Source organism: Gimesia aquarii (genome assembly GCF_007748175.1).
Lineage (GTDB): Bacteria > Planctomycetota > Planctomycetia > Planctomycetales > Planctomycetaceae > Gimesia > Gimesia aquarii_A.
Genome location: NZ_CP037422.1, coordinates 6,167,166 through 6,184,109 on the forward strand (window position 1 = coordinate 6,167,166; position 16,944 = coordinate 6,184,109).

Annotated in this window: 14 protein-coding genes; 12 read left to right on the top strand and 2 right to left on the bottom strand. The window is 44.6% G+C overall.

Annotated elements, in window-relative coordinates:
* Nucleotides 1-112: 112 nt before the first annotated feature.
* A complete protein-coding gene (locus V202x_RS23410) occupies nucleotides 113-1,837 on the top strand; it encodes an FAD-dependent oxidoreductase (protein WP_145179235.1) in 1,725 nt (574 codons plus the stop codon).
* 155 nt (nucleotides 1,838-1,992) lie between these two features.
* Here the strand turns inward: V202x_RS23410 and V202x_RS23415 are convergent, their stop codons facing one another.
* Both V202x_RS23415 and V202x_RS23420 read right to left on the bottom strand, forming a co-directional pair.
* Nucleotides 1,993-3,120 (bottom strand): geranylgeranyl reductase family protein, encoded by a 1,128-nt coding sequence (locus V202x_RS23415; RefSeq protein WP_145179236.1) that lies wholly within the window; start codon nucleotides 3,118-3,120, stop codon nucleotides 1,993-1,995.
* Nucleotides 3,121-3,127: 7 nt separating this feature from the next.
* On the bottom strand, nucleotides 3,128-4,471 hold the full coding sequence (locus V202x_RS23420) for an SAM-dependent methyltransferase (protein WP_232098667.1): 1,344 nt from the start codon (nucleotides 4,469-4,471) through the stop codon (nucleotides 3,128-3,130).
* 533 nt (nucleotides 4,472-5,004) lie between these two features.
* Here V202x_RS23420 and V202x_RS23425 point away from each other — a divergent pair.
* The 11 genes from V202x_RS23425 (at nucleotide 5,005) to V202x_RS23475 (ending at nucleotide 16,833) form a co-directional block, all read left to right on the top strand.
* The gene (locus tag V202x_RS23425) at nucleotides 5,005-6,345 is read left to right on the top strand and encodes a DUF1501 domain-containing protein (RefSeq protein WP_145179237.1); all 1,341 of its coding nucleotides are present in this window, start codon (nucleotides 5,005-5,007) and stop codon (nucleotides 6,343-6,345) included.
* 112 nt (nucleotides 6,346-6,457) lie between these two features.
* Nucleotides 6,458-8,272, top strand: a complete 1,815-nt coding sequence (gene recQ / locus V202x_RS23430; protein ID WP_145179238.1) for a DNA helicase RecQ — start codon at nucleotides 6,458-6,460, stop codon at nucleotides 8,270-8,272.
* Nucleotides 8,273-8,597: 325 nt separating this feature from the next.
* Nucleotides 8,598-9,479, top strand: a complete 882-nt coding sequence (locus tag V202x_RS23435) for a DUF1559 domain-containing protein (RefSeq protein WP_145179239.1) — start codon at nucleotides 8,598-8,600, stop codon at nucleotides 9,477-9,479.
* A gap of 114 nt (nucleotides 9,480-9,593) precedes the next feature.
* Nucleotides 9,594-10,088, top strand: a complete 495-nt coding sequence (locus V202x_RS23440) for a hypothetical protein (RefSeq protein ID WP_145179240.1) — start codon at nucleotides 9,594-9,596, stop codon at nucleotides 10,086-10,088.
* Nucleotides 10,089-10,128: 40 nt separating this feature from the next.
* Entirely contained in the window at nucleotides 10,129-10,905 is a 777-nt protein-coding gene (locus V202x_RS23445; protein WP_145179241.1) for a DUF3386 family protein, read from the top strand.
* Nucleotides 10,906-10,944: 39 nt separating this feature from the next.
* On the top strand, nucleotides 10,945-12,606 hold the full coding sequence (locus V202x_RS23450) for a kelch repeat-containing protein (protein WP_197993059.1): 1,662 nt from the start codon (nucleotides 10,945-10,947) through the stop codon (nucleotides 12,604-12,606).
* Nucleotides 12,607-12,726: 120 nt separating this feature from the next.
* The gene (locus tag V202x_RS23455; protein ID WP_145179243.1) at nucleotides 12,727-13,518 is read left to right on the top strand and encodes a hypothetical protein; all 792 of its coding nucleotides are present in this window, start codon (nucleotides 12,727-12,729) and stop codon (nucleotides 13,516-13,518) included.
* Between the two features lie 111 nt (nucleotides 13,519-13,629).
* Nucleotides 13,630-14,967 carry a PQQ-binding-like beta-propeller repeat protein gene (locus V202x_RS23460; RefSeq protein ID WP_145179244.1) on the top strand — a complete coding sequence of 446 codons (1,338 nt, stop codon included), beginning with the start codon at nucleotides 13,630-13,632 and terminating at the stop codon, nucleotides 14,965-14,967.
* Nucleotides 14,968-15,154: 187 nt separating this feature from the next.
* A complete protein-coding gene (locus tag V202x_RS23465) occupies nucleotides 15,155-15,604 on the top strand; it encodes a GNAT family N-acetyltransferase (protein ID WP_145179245.1) in 450 nt (149 codons plus the stop codon).
* 194 nt (nucleotides 15,605-15,798) lie between these two features.
* Nucleotides 15,799-16,365, top strand: a complete 567-nt coding sequence (locus V202x_RS23470; RefSeq protein WP_145179246.1) for a hypothetical protein — start codon at nucleotides 15,799-15,801, stop codon at nucleotides 16,363-16,365.
* A 198-nt stretch (nucleotides 16,366-16,563) separates the two neighbouring features.
* Nucleotides 16,564-16,833, top strand: coding sequence for a TfoX/Sxy family protein (locus V202x_RS23475; RefSeq protein WP_145179247.1), 270 nt, complete (start codon nucleotides 16,564-16,566; stop codon nucleotides 16,831-16,833).
* The last annotated feature ends 111 nt before the right edge of the window (nucleotides 16,834-16,944 follow it).

Consider the following 16,944-nt stretch of genomic DNA (forward strand, 5'->3'; position numbering starts at 1 on the left):
TGGAAATACAGAGCTAGGAACCGACGAATTCTTATTTCATTTTTAACTTGAGTCATTTTTCAATAATGCGAAATTGGAATCTCATCCTCACTCTTTCTTGAATTCACGGCACATGAAACGACGACATTTTTTATCTCAGTGTGGACTCATTGGTTCCAGTATATTTAGTCCCGCTTTCTTGCAAGCTTTACAATCTCAAAATTGCTATGCTACCAGCCCATTAGAACTCAAAGCCGATGTCGTGATCATCGGTGGTGGCTTGGGAGGTTGTGCAGCCGCTCTCGCAGCCTGTCGTAATGGAGCGACTGTAATTTTGACCGAACCAACAGACTGGATCGGAGGCCAGATTTCACAACAGGCTGTGCCTCCCGATGAGCACAGGTGGATTGAATCATTTGGTCGCACAAAATCGTATGCGCAACTGCGAACTCTTATCCGCAGTTATTACAAGCAGCATTATCCATTAACGAGCAAGGCACAACAGATTCCCAATTTGAACCCGGGTAATGGTTCCGTCTCGCGCATCTGTCACGAACCCAAGGTGGGACTTGCGGCATTGCAATCGATGTTAGCACCTGAAATCAGTCGAGGGCAATTGACATTGCTTTTGAATACATCTCCAGTCAGTGCCAATTATACTGGTGATCAGGTTGAGGCAGTGAAGTGCCACACTTCAGGGTTGAACAAATCAGTTACATTACAAGGAAAATATTTTGTCGACGCCAGCGAAGAAGGGGACTTACTTCCTTTAACGGGAACAGAGTACGTGTTAGGTGCAGAGTCACAAAAAGAGACCAATGAACCACACGCACCTGCACATGCCAATCCGGCAAACATTCAATCGTTTACACATTGTTTTGCCATAGACCACCTGGAAGGGGAAGACCACACCATCGAGCGGCCCCCAATGTACGAATTCTGGAAGAATCATGTTCCACCATTAACACCAGCCTGGTCAGGTAAAATTCTTTCGCTTGATTACTCTTACCCCCGTACCTTAAAACCCAAAACACTCTCATTTGTTCCCAGCGGTAAAGAAGCAGTTCTGCCAAGAACCAAAACGCTGAATCTCTGGCGTTATCGCAGAATGATTGATCGCAACAATTTTATTCCGGGTACTTATGCCAGCGACATTACGGTTGTCAATTGGCCACAGAATGATTACATGCTGGGCAACATAACAGATGTGACTCCCGCCGAACGAGAGAAGCACTTGGACGCTGCGAAACAACTCAGCCTCTCGTTACTCTATTGGCTTCAAACAGAAGCTCCCAGACCCGATGGTCAGCAAGGCTGGAAAGGACTGCGTCTGCGAAAAGATATTGTGGGTACAGATGACGGACTGGCCAAGTATCCCTACATTCGTGAGTCTCGCCGCATTAAAGCAGAGCTGACAATCAAAGAACAAGACTTGACTCTTACAGAACGAACCAAAGTCATGGGTAAAGACCATAAACCACTCCTGGCAAAGCCATTCTCAGACTCGGTTGGCATTGGATATTATCATCTGGATCTTCATCCCAGTTCCGGGGGGGACAACTATATCGACATGGCGAGTGTCCCTTTTCAAATTCCACTCGGTGCAATGATTCCTCAACGAATTGAAAACGTAATTCCAGCGTGCAAAAACATTGGTACGACCCACATCTCGAATGGCTGCTACCGTTTGCATCCGGTGGAATGGTCGATTGGTGAAGCAGCAGGAGCACTCTGTGCCCGGGCGATCTCTAAAGGTACCACACCGCGGATGATTCGAAACAACCCACAACAACTTGAGGATTTTCAGAATCTACTGACAAAGCAGGGAATCGAACTCGAATGGTCTCAATTAAGCTAGCATGTATCCAGTTTATTGTCGCGTCTTCAAGACTGTTTGGACTTGGTATCATTGCTTTGAGACTACTATGATTAAATCAGGCGCAATATAGAATTGATACTAAATCTCTCGTACAGCCAAATGTTTTTATGGATTTGCAAACTTGCTTTTTAGATTTAGTTGCGGATCAATGGTGGTAAATGTCTTTGCAGAAACCAGCGATCCAGCAGGACTTTCCGAGTGAACCATTGGGAAGTCATTAATTGTCTGCCGATAAACTGCCGAAGTGCCGCCGGCACAACACTCTTTGCAGGAGCGTCAGGCCACTTCCCAAATCGATTGATAAGTTTCTCCTGATAGGTAACCAAACAATCTCTGGAATATTGTTGCTGACAATTTTGAATCACATCCGCTGCGATGAGCCCTGATTCCACTGCAGGTCGAATTCCTTCCCCACTTTGCGGGACTGCCAGGCCAGCAGCATCACCGATCAATAACATTCCATCGTCTATAATTTTACGCTTTTGCAAACCATACAGGCGATAGGCATGTCCACGAAATTTTCCAAGAATCTCCCTGGGAACACGTCCCTGTCGATCCAGAAAATGCGTAAACTCATCTCGTACTGCCGAAAGTTGTTTTTCACCTTCGCGTCCCAGGCCGACATTTAAATAGCCGTCTTTCAGAAAACACCAGCCATAACCTTTTAAATCGCGACAGAAATAAAGTTCTGGTGTGTCTGGTTTTACACGACAAAGCTCTTGTTGTTCCTGATTGAGTGGGAATTCCGCTTCTTGCGCTAAGACGACTGATTTTTCAGAGTGGCTTTCTTGATTCAGCCATCGGGCTACCGGACAGAAATGACCGCCTGCACCAACGACAAATTTTGCGTGCAGACAACCATTGACGATCCATGCATCATCCAGACGCTCAATCGACTTTAACGCTTCTCCTAATCTGGTTCGAGCACGACAACGTTTGAGCAAATAATCGTCAAACTCACAACGACGGATTCCATAACTGACGATATCCGAGTATTCCGTCTCAACAGTCGCACCATCGATAATCCCTGTCCGAAAATGGGTGATAGGCTGGAGAATATGATCTCGGTCATACGATAGCAAATCGATATCGAGCAATTCAGCAACAGCGGGAGTAATCCATCCTGCGCAAATTTTATCGCGTGGAAATGTTGCTTTATCAAGAATAAGTACGTCCAGCCCCGAATCGCGTAAGCCCCATGCACAAGAGGAACCTCCTGGTCCTCCACCAACAATCAGAACATCACAGGACTCCTCAATCACGGTCGCTTTATCCTCTCATTGGTCCAGATGCATTATCCTGATACAAACCGGCTCGCGTCCAGGGAATTTCATTATTAGCCCCATTCGTAAACACGACCTGAAATAGCTGAAGTGACCCTGCTCGAAAAGCGGCAACAGAAGCTGATAAATAAAGTCGCCAGGCACGAATAAAATTATCATCGAACATTTCTGTGACACGGTCTAGGTGCTGCTCATATCTTTGTAACCAATGTTGCAAGGTGAGGGCATAATGCAAACGAATATTTTCGACATCGAGAACGGAAAATTTCTGCGGTTCAAAAATTTGCATCATCTCACTCAGACTGGGAACATGAGCGCCAGGAAAAATGCGTTTGGTGGTCCAGCTGTCCAGCACGCGTGGCGAGTTGCAACCAATCGAGTGAATTAAGCCTCGACCATGGACGCTTTGACAACGGGCAATGACTTCGCCCAGTTTTTCATAATTTTTCAAACCAACATGCTCTAGCATCCCGACAGAAACAAAAGAGTCATAGCTTCCGGTAATGTTGCGCCAGTCATCTTCAACGAATTCAACCCGATCACTCAAGCCTTCCACTTTCGCACGCTCACGTGCGTAAACAATTTGTTCGTGAGAAATATTAAACGCTTTCACTTTGGCTCCATAATATTTTGCCATATGCAAAGCCAGGGCCCCCCATCCACAGCCCGCTTCGACAACAGTATCTCCTGGTTTCAGTCCTACTTTTCGACAAACATGATCCATCTTTGCAATTTGTGCCGATTCCAGAGACATCGCCGTGTCAGAAAAATATGCGCAGGTATAAGCCAGTTGCTCGTCAAGCCAGAGTTGATAGAATTCATTTCCGATATCGTAATGGTGATGAATATTCGTTCGAGCAGCATCAATCGTATTGCGTTTGAGCCAGTTAAAACAGCTGCGCATTCTATCTCGATAAAACCGCTTCGTATTAATCGAATTTGTCCCGCGATTCATTTCTTCATTAAACAAAATCAAATCGCCTTCGACTTCGATCGTGCCCTGTGAATACCCATCACCAAAATAAAGACTGGGATCGAGCATCAATTTATAGAGGGTACTCCGATTATGAATATGCACGCGAACAGAAGGAGTAGAAGTTCTATTAGAGATAATGGACTTGTCCCATAAAACCACTTCAATGTCGGGATTTCCTGCCTTCTGCAACATGGTTCGCATGAGCCATTTGTCAAAGGTGGTGGCTTTACTCAAAGTATGTTGAGGATCAGGTGATCCAGGCGGATCGCTCGAAAGAACCGTTTTACTTTCAGAATTGACAATTTCTCTTGGTTGAGCTTCTTTTGATGCAGAGTCAATTTTTGCTGGATTCACTGTGGGCCTCCCAAGTTAAGATGACCAAATTCTCACTTCTATTAATAACGACTTTCGTTTTTCGCAAATCGTGATTTCATGGTGAATTCAATTCTACTCTTCAAACTTGATTGTCTCTTTTATTTTCTCGTTCCTAATTCAAATTTCAAATCATTTTTGACTTTATGATCACTTATCATCAAATTTATAAAAAGTGCTGAAAGGAACGAGACTCTGATACAGGACACTACTTCGCTCAACAAGTTCTGATTGATGATTAACAAAATGAAGTTTAAGTAGTCGTATTTATCTTTATGATCTGTAAAAGAAACTCGATATTCACTCTATTTCTCCAGATCTAACTTGATCCCCTAAAATCAATACATTTTGTTTTTTTGAACTTAGGGAAGACTTTGGTAATTTGGGCTTGGATTTACACGAAATGAAGTCTACAATTATACATATCAATGATTTCTTATCATTGATTTCATACCTGAATGCTCACCTACCGATAACAACACTGTAATCCCGCCAATCCTTGAAAAGGAACATCTATGCTTTCCATATTGGGTCCAGAAACTCAACTTTGTGATCGTGTTTCTCGTCGAGAAATCCTGAAAATCGGCGCACTCGGTTTAGGTGGTCTCACTCTGCCTCAACTTCTTCAAGCAGAGTCCAATTCAGGACAAAGCAAACGGCAAAAAGCAGTCATCATGATTTACATGTGTGGTGCTCCTTCGCATCAGGACATGTATGATCTGAAAATGGACGCTCCTTCTGAAATCCGTGGTGAATTCAGACCAGTCAACACACAAGTTCCCGGGTTCCAGATTTGTGAGCATCTTCCCAAACTGGGAAAGATCGCTGACAAAATTATTCCACTACGTTCCGTGCATGGATCACCCAACGGGGCACATGATTCGTTCATCTGTTATACAGGTCGAACCACTCGGAATCAGCCAGCCGGTGGCTGGCCCGCCATCGGTTCTGTTGTTTCTAAATTGCAAGGTCCAGCGAATCCTGCGGTGCCACCTTTTGTTGGGCTCTCTCCTGATGCCCGCCATCCCCCTTATGGATCTCCCGGACTCCCTGGTTTTCTGGGTGTAAGTCACGCGGCTTTTCGTCCTTCCGGTCCCGCGCGAAAAAATATGGTTTTGAATGGCATCGATGCGACACGCTTAGATGACCGTAAACAACTACTGGCCTCTTTTGACCAATTCAAACGCGAAGCAGACTCAAGTGGTTCCATGGTGGGCATGGATGATATGAACGAACAGGTTTTTAATATCCTGACTTCCAACCGTCTGGTCAATGCGCTTGATCTTTCTCAGGAAGACCCAGCTACCAGAGCACGCTATGGAAAAGGAGATCCCAAGAACTTTGGTGATGGTGCGCCTCGTAATCTTGAGCATTTTCTCATGGCGCGACGTCTGGTCGAAGCGGGGGCAAGGATCGTTACATTGAATTTTGGTCGTTGGGATTTTCACAGCAACAATTTCAGTGGATTAAAAAATACACATCTCCCACTTTTTGACCAGGGGTTAGCCACACTGATAGAAGATTTACACGAACGAGGAATGGCAGACGATGTGGCCGTTGTCGCGTGGGGCGAATTCGGGCGGACTCCCAAAATCAATAAAGATGCGGGACGTGATCACTGGCCAGCCGTCGGTGGCGGATTACTGGCAGGAGGTGGTTTCAAAACCGGACAGGTGATTGGTAGTACGGATCGATTGGGAGCGCAAATCGCTGATCGCCCGATCCACTTTGGGGAAGTGTTTGCCACTCTCTATCACCATTTGGGCATCGATTATACTGCCGCCTCAATCCAAGATCTCTCTGGTCGTCCACATTATCTGGTCGATAACTATTCTCCCATGCCAGAAGTCATTTGATTTCTAGTACATCTCTGAAAACCATCCTTTAGCTTTTCATAGCGAACCGCTAGGATATGTGTCAGTTCTTGAAGGTAACTTTACAGACGGCATAGATTCAGCAGGATTAGTGATGGCTAAAACAGGGATGGAAGACGCATTACTGGATATCATACACGAGTTTTGGGGTTACACAGAATTTCGTCCTCTCCAGCAAGAAGCGATGACGGCGGTCCTGGAAGGCCGCGATTCTCTGGTCGTACTTCCCACTGGTGGAGGAAAATCACTTTGTTATCAGGCACCTGCACTGTGTGTGGATGGAATGGCAGTCGTTGTCAGCCCGTTAATCTCACTTATGAAAGACCAGGTCGACGCGCTCCGCGTCTGCGGTATTTCCGCCGCATATCTTAATAGTTCGCTGGAGCAAGAAGAATCCCGACATGTTTTAAGAGAAGTGCGTGCAGGCAACATTAAACTCCTCTATGTTGCTCCCGAGCGGCTCATGCTGGAAGGCATGCTCAGCATGCTGGCCGAAATCAAATTGGCATTTATCGTGATCGATGAAGCCCATTGTGTGAGTATGTGGGGGCACGACTTTCGCCCCCACTATCGTGAGCTGCAGGAACTGAAAAATATCTTTCCAAAATGCGGCATTCATGCCTATACCGCCACGGCAACCGAACAAGTACGATCCGATATCGCAGTGCAACTGGGATTAAATTCTCCCGAACTACTCGTCGGTTCATTTGACCGTCCGAATTTAACTTATTCTGTCGCGCGACGAGCAGACCGATTAGCACAGGTTTGCGAAGTACTCGACAGACACCCGAATGAGCCGGGAGTCATCTATTGTATTTCTCGCGCCGATGTGGAATCGCTTAGTGAGTCCTTAAATAATGCCGGCTATGAGTCAAGACCCTACCATGCGGGACTGCCAGATGAAGAACGCGCCGCCAATCAGGAAGATTTTATTCAGGATCGTGTGGACATTATTGTTGCGACAATCGCATTTGGCATGGGCATTGATAAACCCAATGTACGCTATGTGATTCATGCTGGTTTACCAAAGTCATTGGAAAATTATCAACAGGAAAGTGGCCGGGCAGGGAGGGACGGTCTGGAGGCAGAATGTGTCTTATTCTATTCCGAACAGGATACTGTGATTTGGAAATTGATTCTGGAAGACCAGCCGGACGAATCGAAGGCCACCGCGTTCCAATCACTGCAAGCCATGCAAAATTACTGCCATGCCTTTGACTGTCGTCACCGGTATCTGATGCAGCACTTCGGACAGGATCTCGAGCAAGATTGTGAAACTGGCTGTGATCTCTGTCGCGGTGATTTCCAAAAAGTAGATGATTCAGTAGAAATCGGTCAGAAAATCCTCTCATCTATTTTTCGACAAGATCAAAATTATGGTGCAGCCTACACAGCCGCTGTCCTGAAAGGGTCGAAAGACAAAAAAGTACTCGCCAACAATCACGATCAGCTAAGCACTTATGGTCTACTGAAAAATGAAAGCCTCTCAACCATTCGTAACTGGTTAAGTCAGTTGGTTTCTCAAAATTTTGTCACCAAAACGGCCGAATATCAACAGTTGCGAATTACTAACTCGGGCTGGCAGTTGTTGCGTGGGGAAGCAACTCTGCAATTGATGCGTCCCGCACAGGCAAGCAAGTCAGAGAAAACAAAACGTGCTAAAAGTCAACTAGCAGATGCGAACTGGGAAGGCGTCGATAAAGGTCTCTTTGAAGAATTGCGTCAACTTCGCAAACAAATCGCCGGTGAAAAAGGCGTGCAGCCCTATATGGTCTTTGGCGATACCACATTGCGAGAACTGGCGCGCGACAAACCCAAAACGATCGCGGAATTCCTGGAAATCTGGGGAGTAGGGCAGAAGAAATGTGATGACTTTGGCCAACAGTTCCTGGAATGTATCGCCAAATAACTCGCTTGAATTGCCGATCCACTTTATAAGATCAGAAAGATTCCATCCTGCTATAATGAGTGAAAACCCTTAAAATAAATGTGCTTTCGCTCGAAATGATGGATTTCGCTTTTTTTCTCAAAATTTGAACGAGAAATCTTGCAGAGAAGACGATCTATTTATACGATCCATTTATTGAGATTGAGTTTCAATTTCAATCAGCCAGCCAGCAAAAAGTGGCTTTTCTCCATTTGTAGCCAGCCAGCCAGATCTAATTGGACTGTGAATTGGACCATTTCCAATTCATTTTGATCATTCTGGAAACTATTACAAATCAGGAGAAACCATGTCACCTCTCAAGCATACTAGACGCGCATTCACCCTCATTGAACTGCTGGTGGTCATCGCCATTATCGCAATTCTCATCGCATTACTGCTTCCTGCCGTACAACAGGCCCGTGAAGCGGCTCGCCGTTCTTCCTGTAAAAACAACATGAAACAAATTGGCTTGGCAATGCACAATTATCATGATGTGCATACCTCGCTTCCCATGGGTGGAAATAATCAATTATTTAGCCCTTTTACAGCAATCCTACCCTACCTGGATCAGACCAATTTACAAAACCTGTATGATTTCGATCTCTTCTATACGGATCCAGCAAACTTAGATGCACTGAACCGGACAATTACAATTTACCTCTGCCCAACAATGGTGCTTCCTCGGGCAGTGCCTAACTTATCTTGTGCAGAGCGAGGGGGACCAACCAGTTATGGTGCTTCGACTGGAATTCATGATGGACGATCTGGTAACCCAGATGGAATGTTCCCTGGACAAAATCATGCGTCTGTAAAGCCCACGCTTTTTCGAGATGTCACTGATGGATTATCAAATACGATCATGTGCGGTGAATTTAATTACCGACTTGAAGACTACTTATGGTCAGGCCATTCCTCGTCATGCCCCGGTGACCCTGCAGTTCAAGGCACACCACGTTGGGGAAGTCATCGATGGGGGGGAAGTTATCCTGGAGTTGCCTTAGGACACACAGGTGGTGACTTTAATGTCAATCTTAGTGCGAATCGTTCCACCTGGAGGAGTGACCATATCGGTGGTGCTCACTTCCTGTTAGGAGATGGCGCAGTTCGCTTTGTGAGTGAAAATATTGATGCCGGAGCCCTGGATGCGCTTGCTACTAAATCTGGAGGTGAAGTCATCGGCGAATTTTAATGATCTTTCCACAATACTAGTAAACTCTATTATCTAGAATGGTCTGCGGAAGTACTTATATTCTTGCTGAAAGATAAAAAGTATTTCTTCGAAAGCCATGTGAGGATTTTTAAAATGTCCCTTATTTTCAAGCTATCAATGAAACAAATATTCGTAAACTATATCACCAGACATAATTTTGTAATCGGTTTGCTTCTATTGAATTGTCTCGGTTGCAGCGGAACAAAAGAAGATCCTCGCGGCGAACGTGTCAGTGTTTCAGGACTTGTCTATTACGATGAAGACCCCTTAACGAGTGCTCGAATTCTCTTTATTTCGGAAACACCTGAAGGAAAAATCAAATCTGCCGGGATCGTGAGTGAAGGCATTTTTCAAATTCCCCAAAAAGGTGGACCCGTAGTCGGTAAAGCTCGAGTGGAAATCTATCCAACCATTCCCGAGATGGAGGAATTTATTGAAATTCAGGAAAAAGCAAAAAAACAAGGCAAGCCATTTAGAGACCCGACAAGCATAGAAATTCCTGCGACTTATAACAAAAACTCAAAACTGACGGCCATGATCACAAAAGACGGGAAAAACACATTCGAATTTAAGATCGAATCCAAATAGATGCAACATAACTTGTTCATTCACCGCGCGGAGATTTTTCATGAGATTAAATTCATTTTTGCATAGAGAACTGAAACAGTGGGGCTTAGCCGGGCTCATCGTCTTACTGACCTTGTCAGTGACACTACAATGGACTCCCGCTGAAGTTGAATCGCAACTGGTTTCAAATCCGAATAAAGCAGAGGCGACAAAACTCTATCAAAAAGCCAGAGAAGCTCGCGCCGTCTGGCGTGATTTCCCAGGATTCAGTGCCGATGTGACTGTGCTTTATAACGGTAAAAAGACACAGGGAAAACTGACAGCCGATCAAGATTTCCAAGTCAAACTCACTCTGGAGGATGATCAACTACTGGAATGGAGCCTGCCGAAACTGAAATCCGTCATCGGCCATCGCAAGTACCGCCTGCAAAAACCGATCCCCGCCACTTTTGCGGATGCTCAATTAGATCATCCACTCGGCCGCTTAGTGAATATCGATGGTAAGCACGTTTCCTTTCGCTTAAAGGACGATGTCATGACCGAAGTCCATCGGCGTTCCCAAAAATCATGGTTCACAATTTCGACACTCGACGTCTGGCGCACTAAAGAGGGCTCTGTTCTGCCTCGCGACACTTCAGTGACCTATCGTAACCCCAAAACGGGAGCGATTACGTCCAATCGCAGTAATACCTTTTCTTTTAAAAGAGTAGGTCATTTTGATTTGCCGGAAACGATGTTGACTGTGGAATGCAGTGAAAACTTTGATAGAAACGTCGGTTCGATCAAGCTGTCAAACCATCGTTTACTCACTCCCACGTCAATTTCACAAACAAAGTAAACTCAGTTCAACCGTAAACCTTAAAACAAGAGTATGATTATGAGACCATTTCAATGGATGACTACAGTCGCCTGTCTTTTGGCATTATTCGTATCCAATCAGGCCCAGGCACACTTCCTCTGGCTCTTGCCACAAGCGGAAGGCAAAAATAACGCTGCCAAAGTACAGCTCTATTTCGGTGAGGCCGCCGAGCCTGATGATCCCGACTTACTAAAACGGCTCACCAAAATCAAAGTCTGGGAAAAGAGTCCCAATGGGAAACTACAACCTTATTCCCTAACCGAAGGTGATGATTCACTCTTCGTTACTCCTAATCCCAAAGGAGCGGGGAAAGCAGCCTATGGTCTGGACCATACCTATGGGGTCATTTCTCGTGGCGATAGTCAATTTCTCTTGAAGTACTACGCCAAAGCTTTTCCACAAAAAAGCCAGGGAGTCTGGAATAAAATTTCCTGCTCAAAGGAATTACCATTGGAAATTGTACCGGTCTTAAAAGGAGAAGAAGTCACACTTCAAGTCAACTGGAACGGCAAACCACTGGCAGATGCCGAACTCAAAATCATTGGTCCCAAAACAAGTAGTGAATCTGTTACAGCAACCACTAATGCTGAGGGGCAATTTCAGACCAAACTCTCAAACGGTATCTACTCGATCAGAGCAAAACATACGGAACAGAAAAAAGGTGAGCATAACGGTGACAAGTACGATAGTGTCAGACACTACTCCACACTGACACTACCATATGTCTCGCTGTCAAAGAGCAACAAAACGGTTGCCACAAAATCGACTCCCGCTGTGAAGAGTAAGTACCCTCAGCTTCCCGATGCCATTTCAAGTTTCGGAGCAGCCGTCAGTGGTGACTATCTTTATGTCTATAGTGGCCACATCGGACGCGCCCATCAACATAGCGCAGAAAATCTTTCACAGAAATTCCAACGTCTGAACCTCAAACACCCCAAAGGATGGGAATCACTGCCTTTGAAAACCCCTCTGCAAGGTTTAGCAATGGCGCCACATGGCGACAGTGTTTATCGCGTGGGAGGCCTCTCTGTCACCAACAAGAAAAAAGAAGAGTCCAAGATGAACTCGATTCCTACTGTCGAACGCTATTCACCAGAAAAGAAAACCTGGGAATCAATTCCATCAATGCCTACAGGCCGATCTTCTCATGATTCTGTATTTTTAGGAGATCATTTGTACGTCGTTGGTGGCTGGACAATGCAGAACGGCATCGATTCGATCTGGCAGGAAGACATGGTAGTGCTTGATGCTTCAGCAGAGAATCCACAGTGGAAAGCCATCAAACAACCATTCCAGAGACGCGCCCTGTCTGCAGCCGCACATCAGGGAAAGATTTACGTCATGGGGGGAATCGACTCTGGTGGAGATATCAGTCATGAAGTCGACATTTACTGTCCTGAAACCGGTAAATGGTCCAAAGGACCGGAAATTCCGGGGAGTACGATGAATGGATTCGGAACGACTGCCTGGAGTATCGATGGAAACCTCTATGTCAGTGTTATGGATGGTGGAGTCTATCAGCTCGATCAGAAAAATCAGAAGTGGAAAAAAGTAAGTTCTCTTACCACACCCCGGTTTTTCCACCGTTTGCTCCCAGATGGCAATGGCGGTTTAATCGCCATCGGTGGTGCTTCTCGTAAAGGACATCTCAAATCGATTGAGCAAGTCAAATTGAATTAAATGTGAATTTCCGCTTGAAGAGACAAGAGTTCTACTCAGGAGACGCCCCATTTCCAGGAGCTCTTGTCTCTCCTCGTTTTAGGATCAACAATGAAACTCTTTTCTCTGAGTGAATAGGACATGGACGCACAAAAATCATTGCAAAAAGCAATCTCTCTGTTTAAACAAAGTTTGCACTATCAATCACGGGAAGAGCTGACTCAACTGCTAAAAGTCAATCCCGAAAATGGCAAAGCCTGGGAATTGAAGGGTTTGATTGAGGACGCAATACACTGGCATAAATCATCAATCAACTCGCTTGAAACCGCCACAACATTAATTCCGATTTCCGCTTCGGGCCAGTATGTGCTGGCCAAAAATTATCGAGAAACAGGAAAACATTCGCTGGCAAGGTCGGTTTTTTCAATCTTATTACAAAGAAAAGATATTCCAGAAACTTTATTACCGGCAATCTCTTCATATCTGGGACAATATCCTGATCTGACTCATCTGGCATTGGAAGCATGCAGAAAAGCTGTTGAGCTCGATCCGGAATGTGCAGAGTCGTGGTTTGGGGTTGCTTATTTTATGGGGAAAATGGGCTATCCCAGAGAACATGTCGCTAACGTGCTCCGTAAGGTCGTCACTATAGATCCGGAGCAGCGACACTATCGGATTGCTCTGGGTAACTTATTGGAACAAATAGGACAAAGTGAAGAAGCTTATCTCGTCGTCAAAGCAATTCAGAAATCGGAGCTTAACGAAATTCATTGTGCTGATTGTCTGCAAAAGTTAATTCGCATATTTTCCTTGGCAGGAGATGACTCTCGACATGAAATATGTCTTAAAAAACTCAATTCTCTTCAGCCCGTCCAAGAACACTCGTCGTCCAAACTAAAGGTCGACCGTTTTTCGAGCTTCTTGAAAAAATAATGAATCGTTTATCATCGTTTTTGAAATCATTGTCTCGTACACAATCTGACTTAGAATTGCATATCTTATTTATAGGCCATTCGCATTCAACTCGAATGAAGGAATTGAATCGTGTTTAACACTAATCTGAAGCTGGTACTGACTCTTTTTTTTGGTCTGCTTAGTTCACAATTAGAGGGTGCTGAAAACTGGTCTGGTTTCCGTGGTAACGGATCCAATATCTCGAAAGCAAGCAAGCTACCATTAAAATGGTCACCCCAAAAAGGCATACGCTGGAAACAGACAATACCCGGTTACGGACAATCTTCACCTGTCATTTGGAAAAACCAAGTTTATGTGACTTCGATCGAAGGGCCCCAGCAGGAAACATGCCTGGTGCATGCTTTCGATCTTTCTAACGGAAGCCATATTTGGTCGAAAGAGTTCAACGCCAGCCAAACTAAAAAATCGTCTTCAATGGTCTCTCGTGCTGCCCCGACCCCCGTCATAGATGAAAAGGGAGTTTATACCTTCTTTGAAAGTGGAGATGTTGTGGCTTACTCACATTCGGGTTCGAAACTTTGGCGTCGTTCTTTGGTGAAAGACTACGGCAAATTTATCAGTAATCATGGCATTGGCAATTCTCTCGCACAGACAAAGAACCATGTCATCGTACTGACTGCACACGATGGACCTTCTTATTTACTGGCGCTGGACAAGAAGACGGGCGAAACGGTTTGGAAAATAGATCGAGAATCGGGAGTCGCCTGGACTTCACCAGTAATTGCAAATCGAGCAGGAACCCCGGAAGTAATCGTCAGTTCCCGCGGAACCGTAAAAGGATATCACGGAGAAACAGGGAAATTACTGTGGACTCATACTGGTCTCAGTGGAAACACTATTCCTTCTGCATCAGTCTTTGGCAATTATATTTTAATTGGCGCTGCAATGAGTCGCAGGAATCCGAATGCAGAAAAAGCGAGTGCTTCGAACTGCTGTTTGAAACTTGTCACGATCGATGGAAAGCCAGGGTACAAAGTTCTCTGGAAAGCTAAAAAAGCGGTCTCTTATTATTGCACTCCTTTGGCGTATGAAGGCTGTGCTTATTTCGTCAATAAAGTGGGTGTCGTATATTGTCTCGATCTGGAAACAGGTAAACAACACTATGCACAACGACTCGCTGGTCCCTGCTGGAGTTCACCTCTCGGAGCAGGGGATTACATCTATTTTTTCACGAAAAAAGGACTAACTGATGTGATCCAGAAAGGTCCCGAATTTGACATTCTTGCATCAAACGCGATTTTCTCTAATCCCGATGAAAAATCGTCTCCTGCCAAAGAGAAAACAAATTCAGAAAAACCTCAATCAGGGGGCTATCCCCAATTAGGCCCCACTGTTTATGGAACTGCAGCTGTTGACCAAACCATTCTTATTCGGACTGGAACTGAATTGTATTGCATTGGTAAGTAGTGATTAAAAGTCAAAAAGGGTGTAAATGAACCTGTTCTTTTATGTCAATTCATAAACTGATTGCTCACATTGGATCAACAAAACTGGTTAATACATTCTGTCAGTACATGGACAATTACGAAAACAGAGACTATTTTGCATTCAAAGATGTTACAAAATAATCTGTTAACTGACTCCTATGTGTGCCATGAACAAGATTACTGTCAGACAAGCCGTTCTCACCGATATTGATGTACTTGTACCTTTATTTGACAGTTACCGCCAGTTTTATGGACGCTCCAGTGATCTTGGTGCGGTAAGTGAATTTCTCTCTGCACGTTTCAATCATGGAGAATCCGTATTATTCATTGCCTTTGATGCTGATACACCGGTTGGTTTCACTCAGCTCTACCCAAGTTTTTCTTCAGTTTCGCTGTCCAGAATATTTATTCTCAACGATCTCTTCGTCACAGCTGAGGGACGTCGAAAAAGAGTTGGTACCCGGCTTCTATCAGCCGCCGTTGATTATGCCAAATCCTTAAATGCAGTTCGTCTCACATTGTCTACTGAAATAACCAACAAGTCAGCACAAGCCCTGTACGAGTCAGCTGGTTGGAAACAAGATGATCAGTTCGATGTCTACCACTTTACTTTGTAGACAGAACGGCCAGTGATAATTACGTTCGTAGAGAGACCTCACTTGGCAGCAGTTACAGGAAAGTATTACCAATATTCTTCAATCAAAGTCGTTTTCTCTTCAAGAATTCACCTCTTCAACAAGAATTCACCTCTTCAATACGAATAGCGAAAGAGGCTGTTGCCTCGTTCACTTGATCGATTGAGGAGAGGCGAATGAAGAATTATTTACAATTCCTTCTAACGGGGCTTATTTTAGGGCTATTCACTGAAGTCGAACTGAAACTAATCGCAGGTATTAATCCCTCAATGTTTATTACAGTGCTTTTCGCCTATCGCGTGATTCTCACGATGTCCTATGCAGGTAGTAAACTGCTTGGTCGCTTTATATCTTCACAGTGGAAAGGCGACCTTCTGCATTATAGTGCCGCTGGCTTTTTCGGATTGGCGATCGAGTGGATTCTGCTGGGAAACGGACCAGGAAGTAATTCGTTACAACTTGGCATGTTCGCAATGTGGACCACATTCTGCTTTGGTCCACGGATATTAACAAGAGACTCTCCGGCAATCAAAAAAGACCGTCGAAAATTCTGGATCGCGTTCGCCGTAGCCGCCATGCTTATAACAACGGTTGTCTTATTGGCTCCTCACCTTAAAGCAAAGATCGTAATTACTGCCTTGGCTCTGAGCGGGACTTATCTTATCTGGTCTATTTGGTTACTGATACTTGTCTGGCAAAGTAATCGAAATATACAACTTGCAACCACAATACACGATGCCTGACCTGCGACTTTAAATCGATTTCTCCTATCATGAGATATTGAACACAAGGCTTAAACTTTCATTTTATTCCTTGTTATCTTTGTCATTTTCTATCATTATCGCCATGACGAGTGCAGGGCAGACCATTATTTTGTATGAACTCCAAATCAAATCTATCTTATTTTGCTAAGGTAACAGAACAAGCAAAGGGATCTCAGCATGACCATGCCACAAAATCGACCGCTCACTGATCTAAAAAATATAGGAAAGAAAATTGCTGAACGTCTTAATAAAATCGGAATTTCTTCTGAGGCGGAGCTACGAAAAGTAGGCGCAATACAAGCACACAAAAAGCTCAAAGCAAAGTACCCTAATGAAACTCTGCCTGTCTGTTATTATTTGTACTCATTTGAGGGAGCACTTCATGATCAACACTGGAATGATTTGAGTGTAGAACGAAAACAGAAACTGAAAGAAAGTATCAGCTGAAATCATATTATCAGAGCTATCATATCTGCCACTTTACTTGCATTCTTTCCATATCTGTAGCTATTTCCAATCCACAAAAAAAGCCCCCTCAAACCAAAGTTCGAGGGGGCT

Bases quoted from the DNA above. Each gene is read 5' to 3' on its own strand.
- V202x_RS23410 (WP_145179235.1), top strand. From the start codon at position 113: ATGAAACGACGACATTTTTTATCTCAGTGTGGACTCATTGGTTCCAGT.
- V202x_RS23425 (WP_145179237.1), top strand. From the start codon at position 5,005: ATGCTTTCCATATTGGGTCCAGAAACTCAACTTTGTGATCGTGTTTCT.
- recQ (WP_145179238.1), top strand. From the start codon at position 6,458: ATGGCTAAAACAGGGATGGAAGACGCATTACTGGATATCATACACGAG.
- V202x_RS23435 (WP_145179239.1), top strand. From the start codon at position 8,598: ATGTCACCTCTCAAGCATACTAGACGCGCATTCACCCTCATTGAACTG.
- V202x_RS23440 (WP_145179240.1), top strand. From the start codon at position 9,594: ATGTCCCTTATTTTCAAGCTATCAATGAAACAAATATTCGTAAACTAT.
- V202x_RS23445 (WP_145179241.1), top strand. From the start codon at position 10,129: ATGAGATTAAATTCATTTTTGCATAGAGAACTGAAACAGTGGGGCTTA.
- V202x_RS23450 (WP_197993059.1), top strand. From the start codon at position 10,945: ATGAGACCATTTCAATGGATGACTACAGTCGCCTGTCTTTTGGCATTA.
- V202x_RS23455 (WP_145179243.1), top strand. From the start codon at position 12,727: ATGGACGCACAAAAATCATTGCAAAAAGCAATCTCTCTGTTTAAACAA.
- V202x_RS23465 (WP_145179245.1), top strand. From the start codon at position 15,155: ATGAACAAGATTACTGTCAGACAAGCCGTTCTCACCGATATTGATGTA.
- V202x_RS23470 (WP_145179246.1), top strand. From the start codon at position 15,799: ATGAAGAATTATTTACAATTCCTTCTAACGGGGCTTATTTTAGGGCTA.
- V202x_RS23475 (WP_145179247.1), top strand. From the start codon at position 16,564: ATGACCATGCCACAAAATCGACCGCTCACTGATCTAAAAAATATAGGA.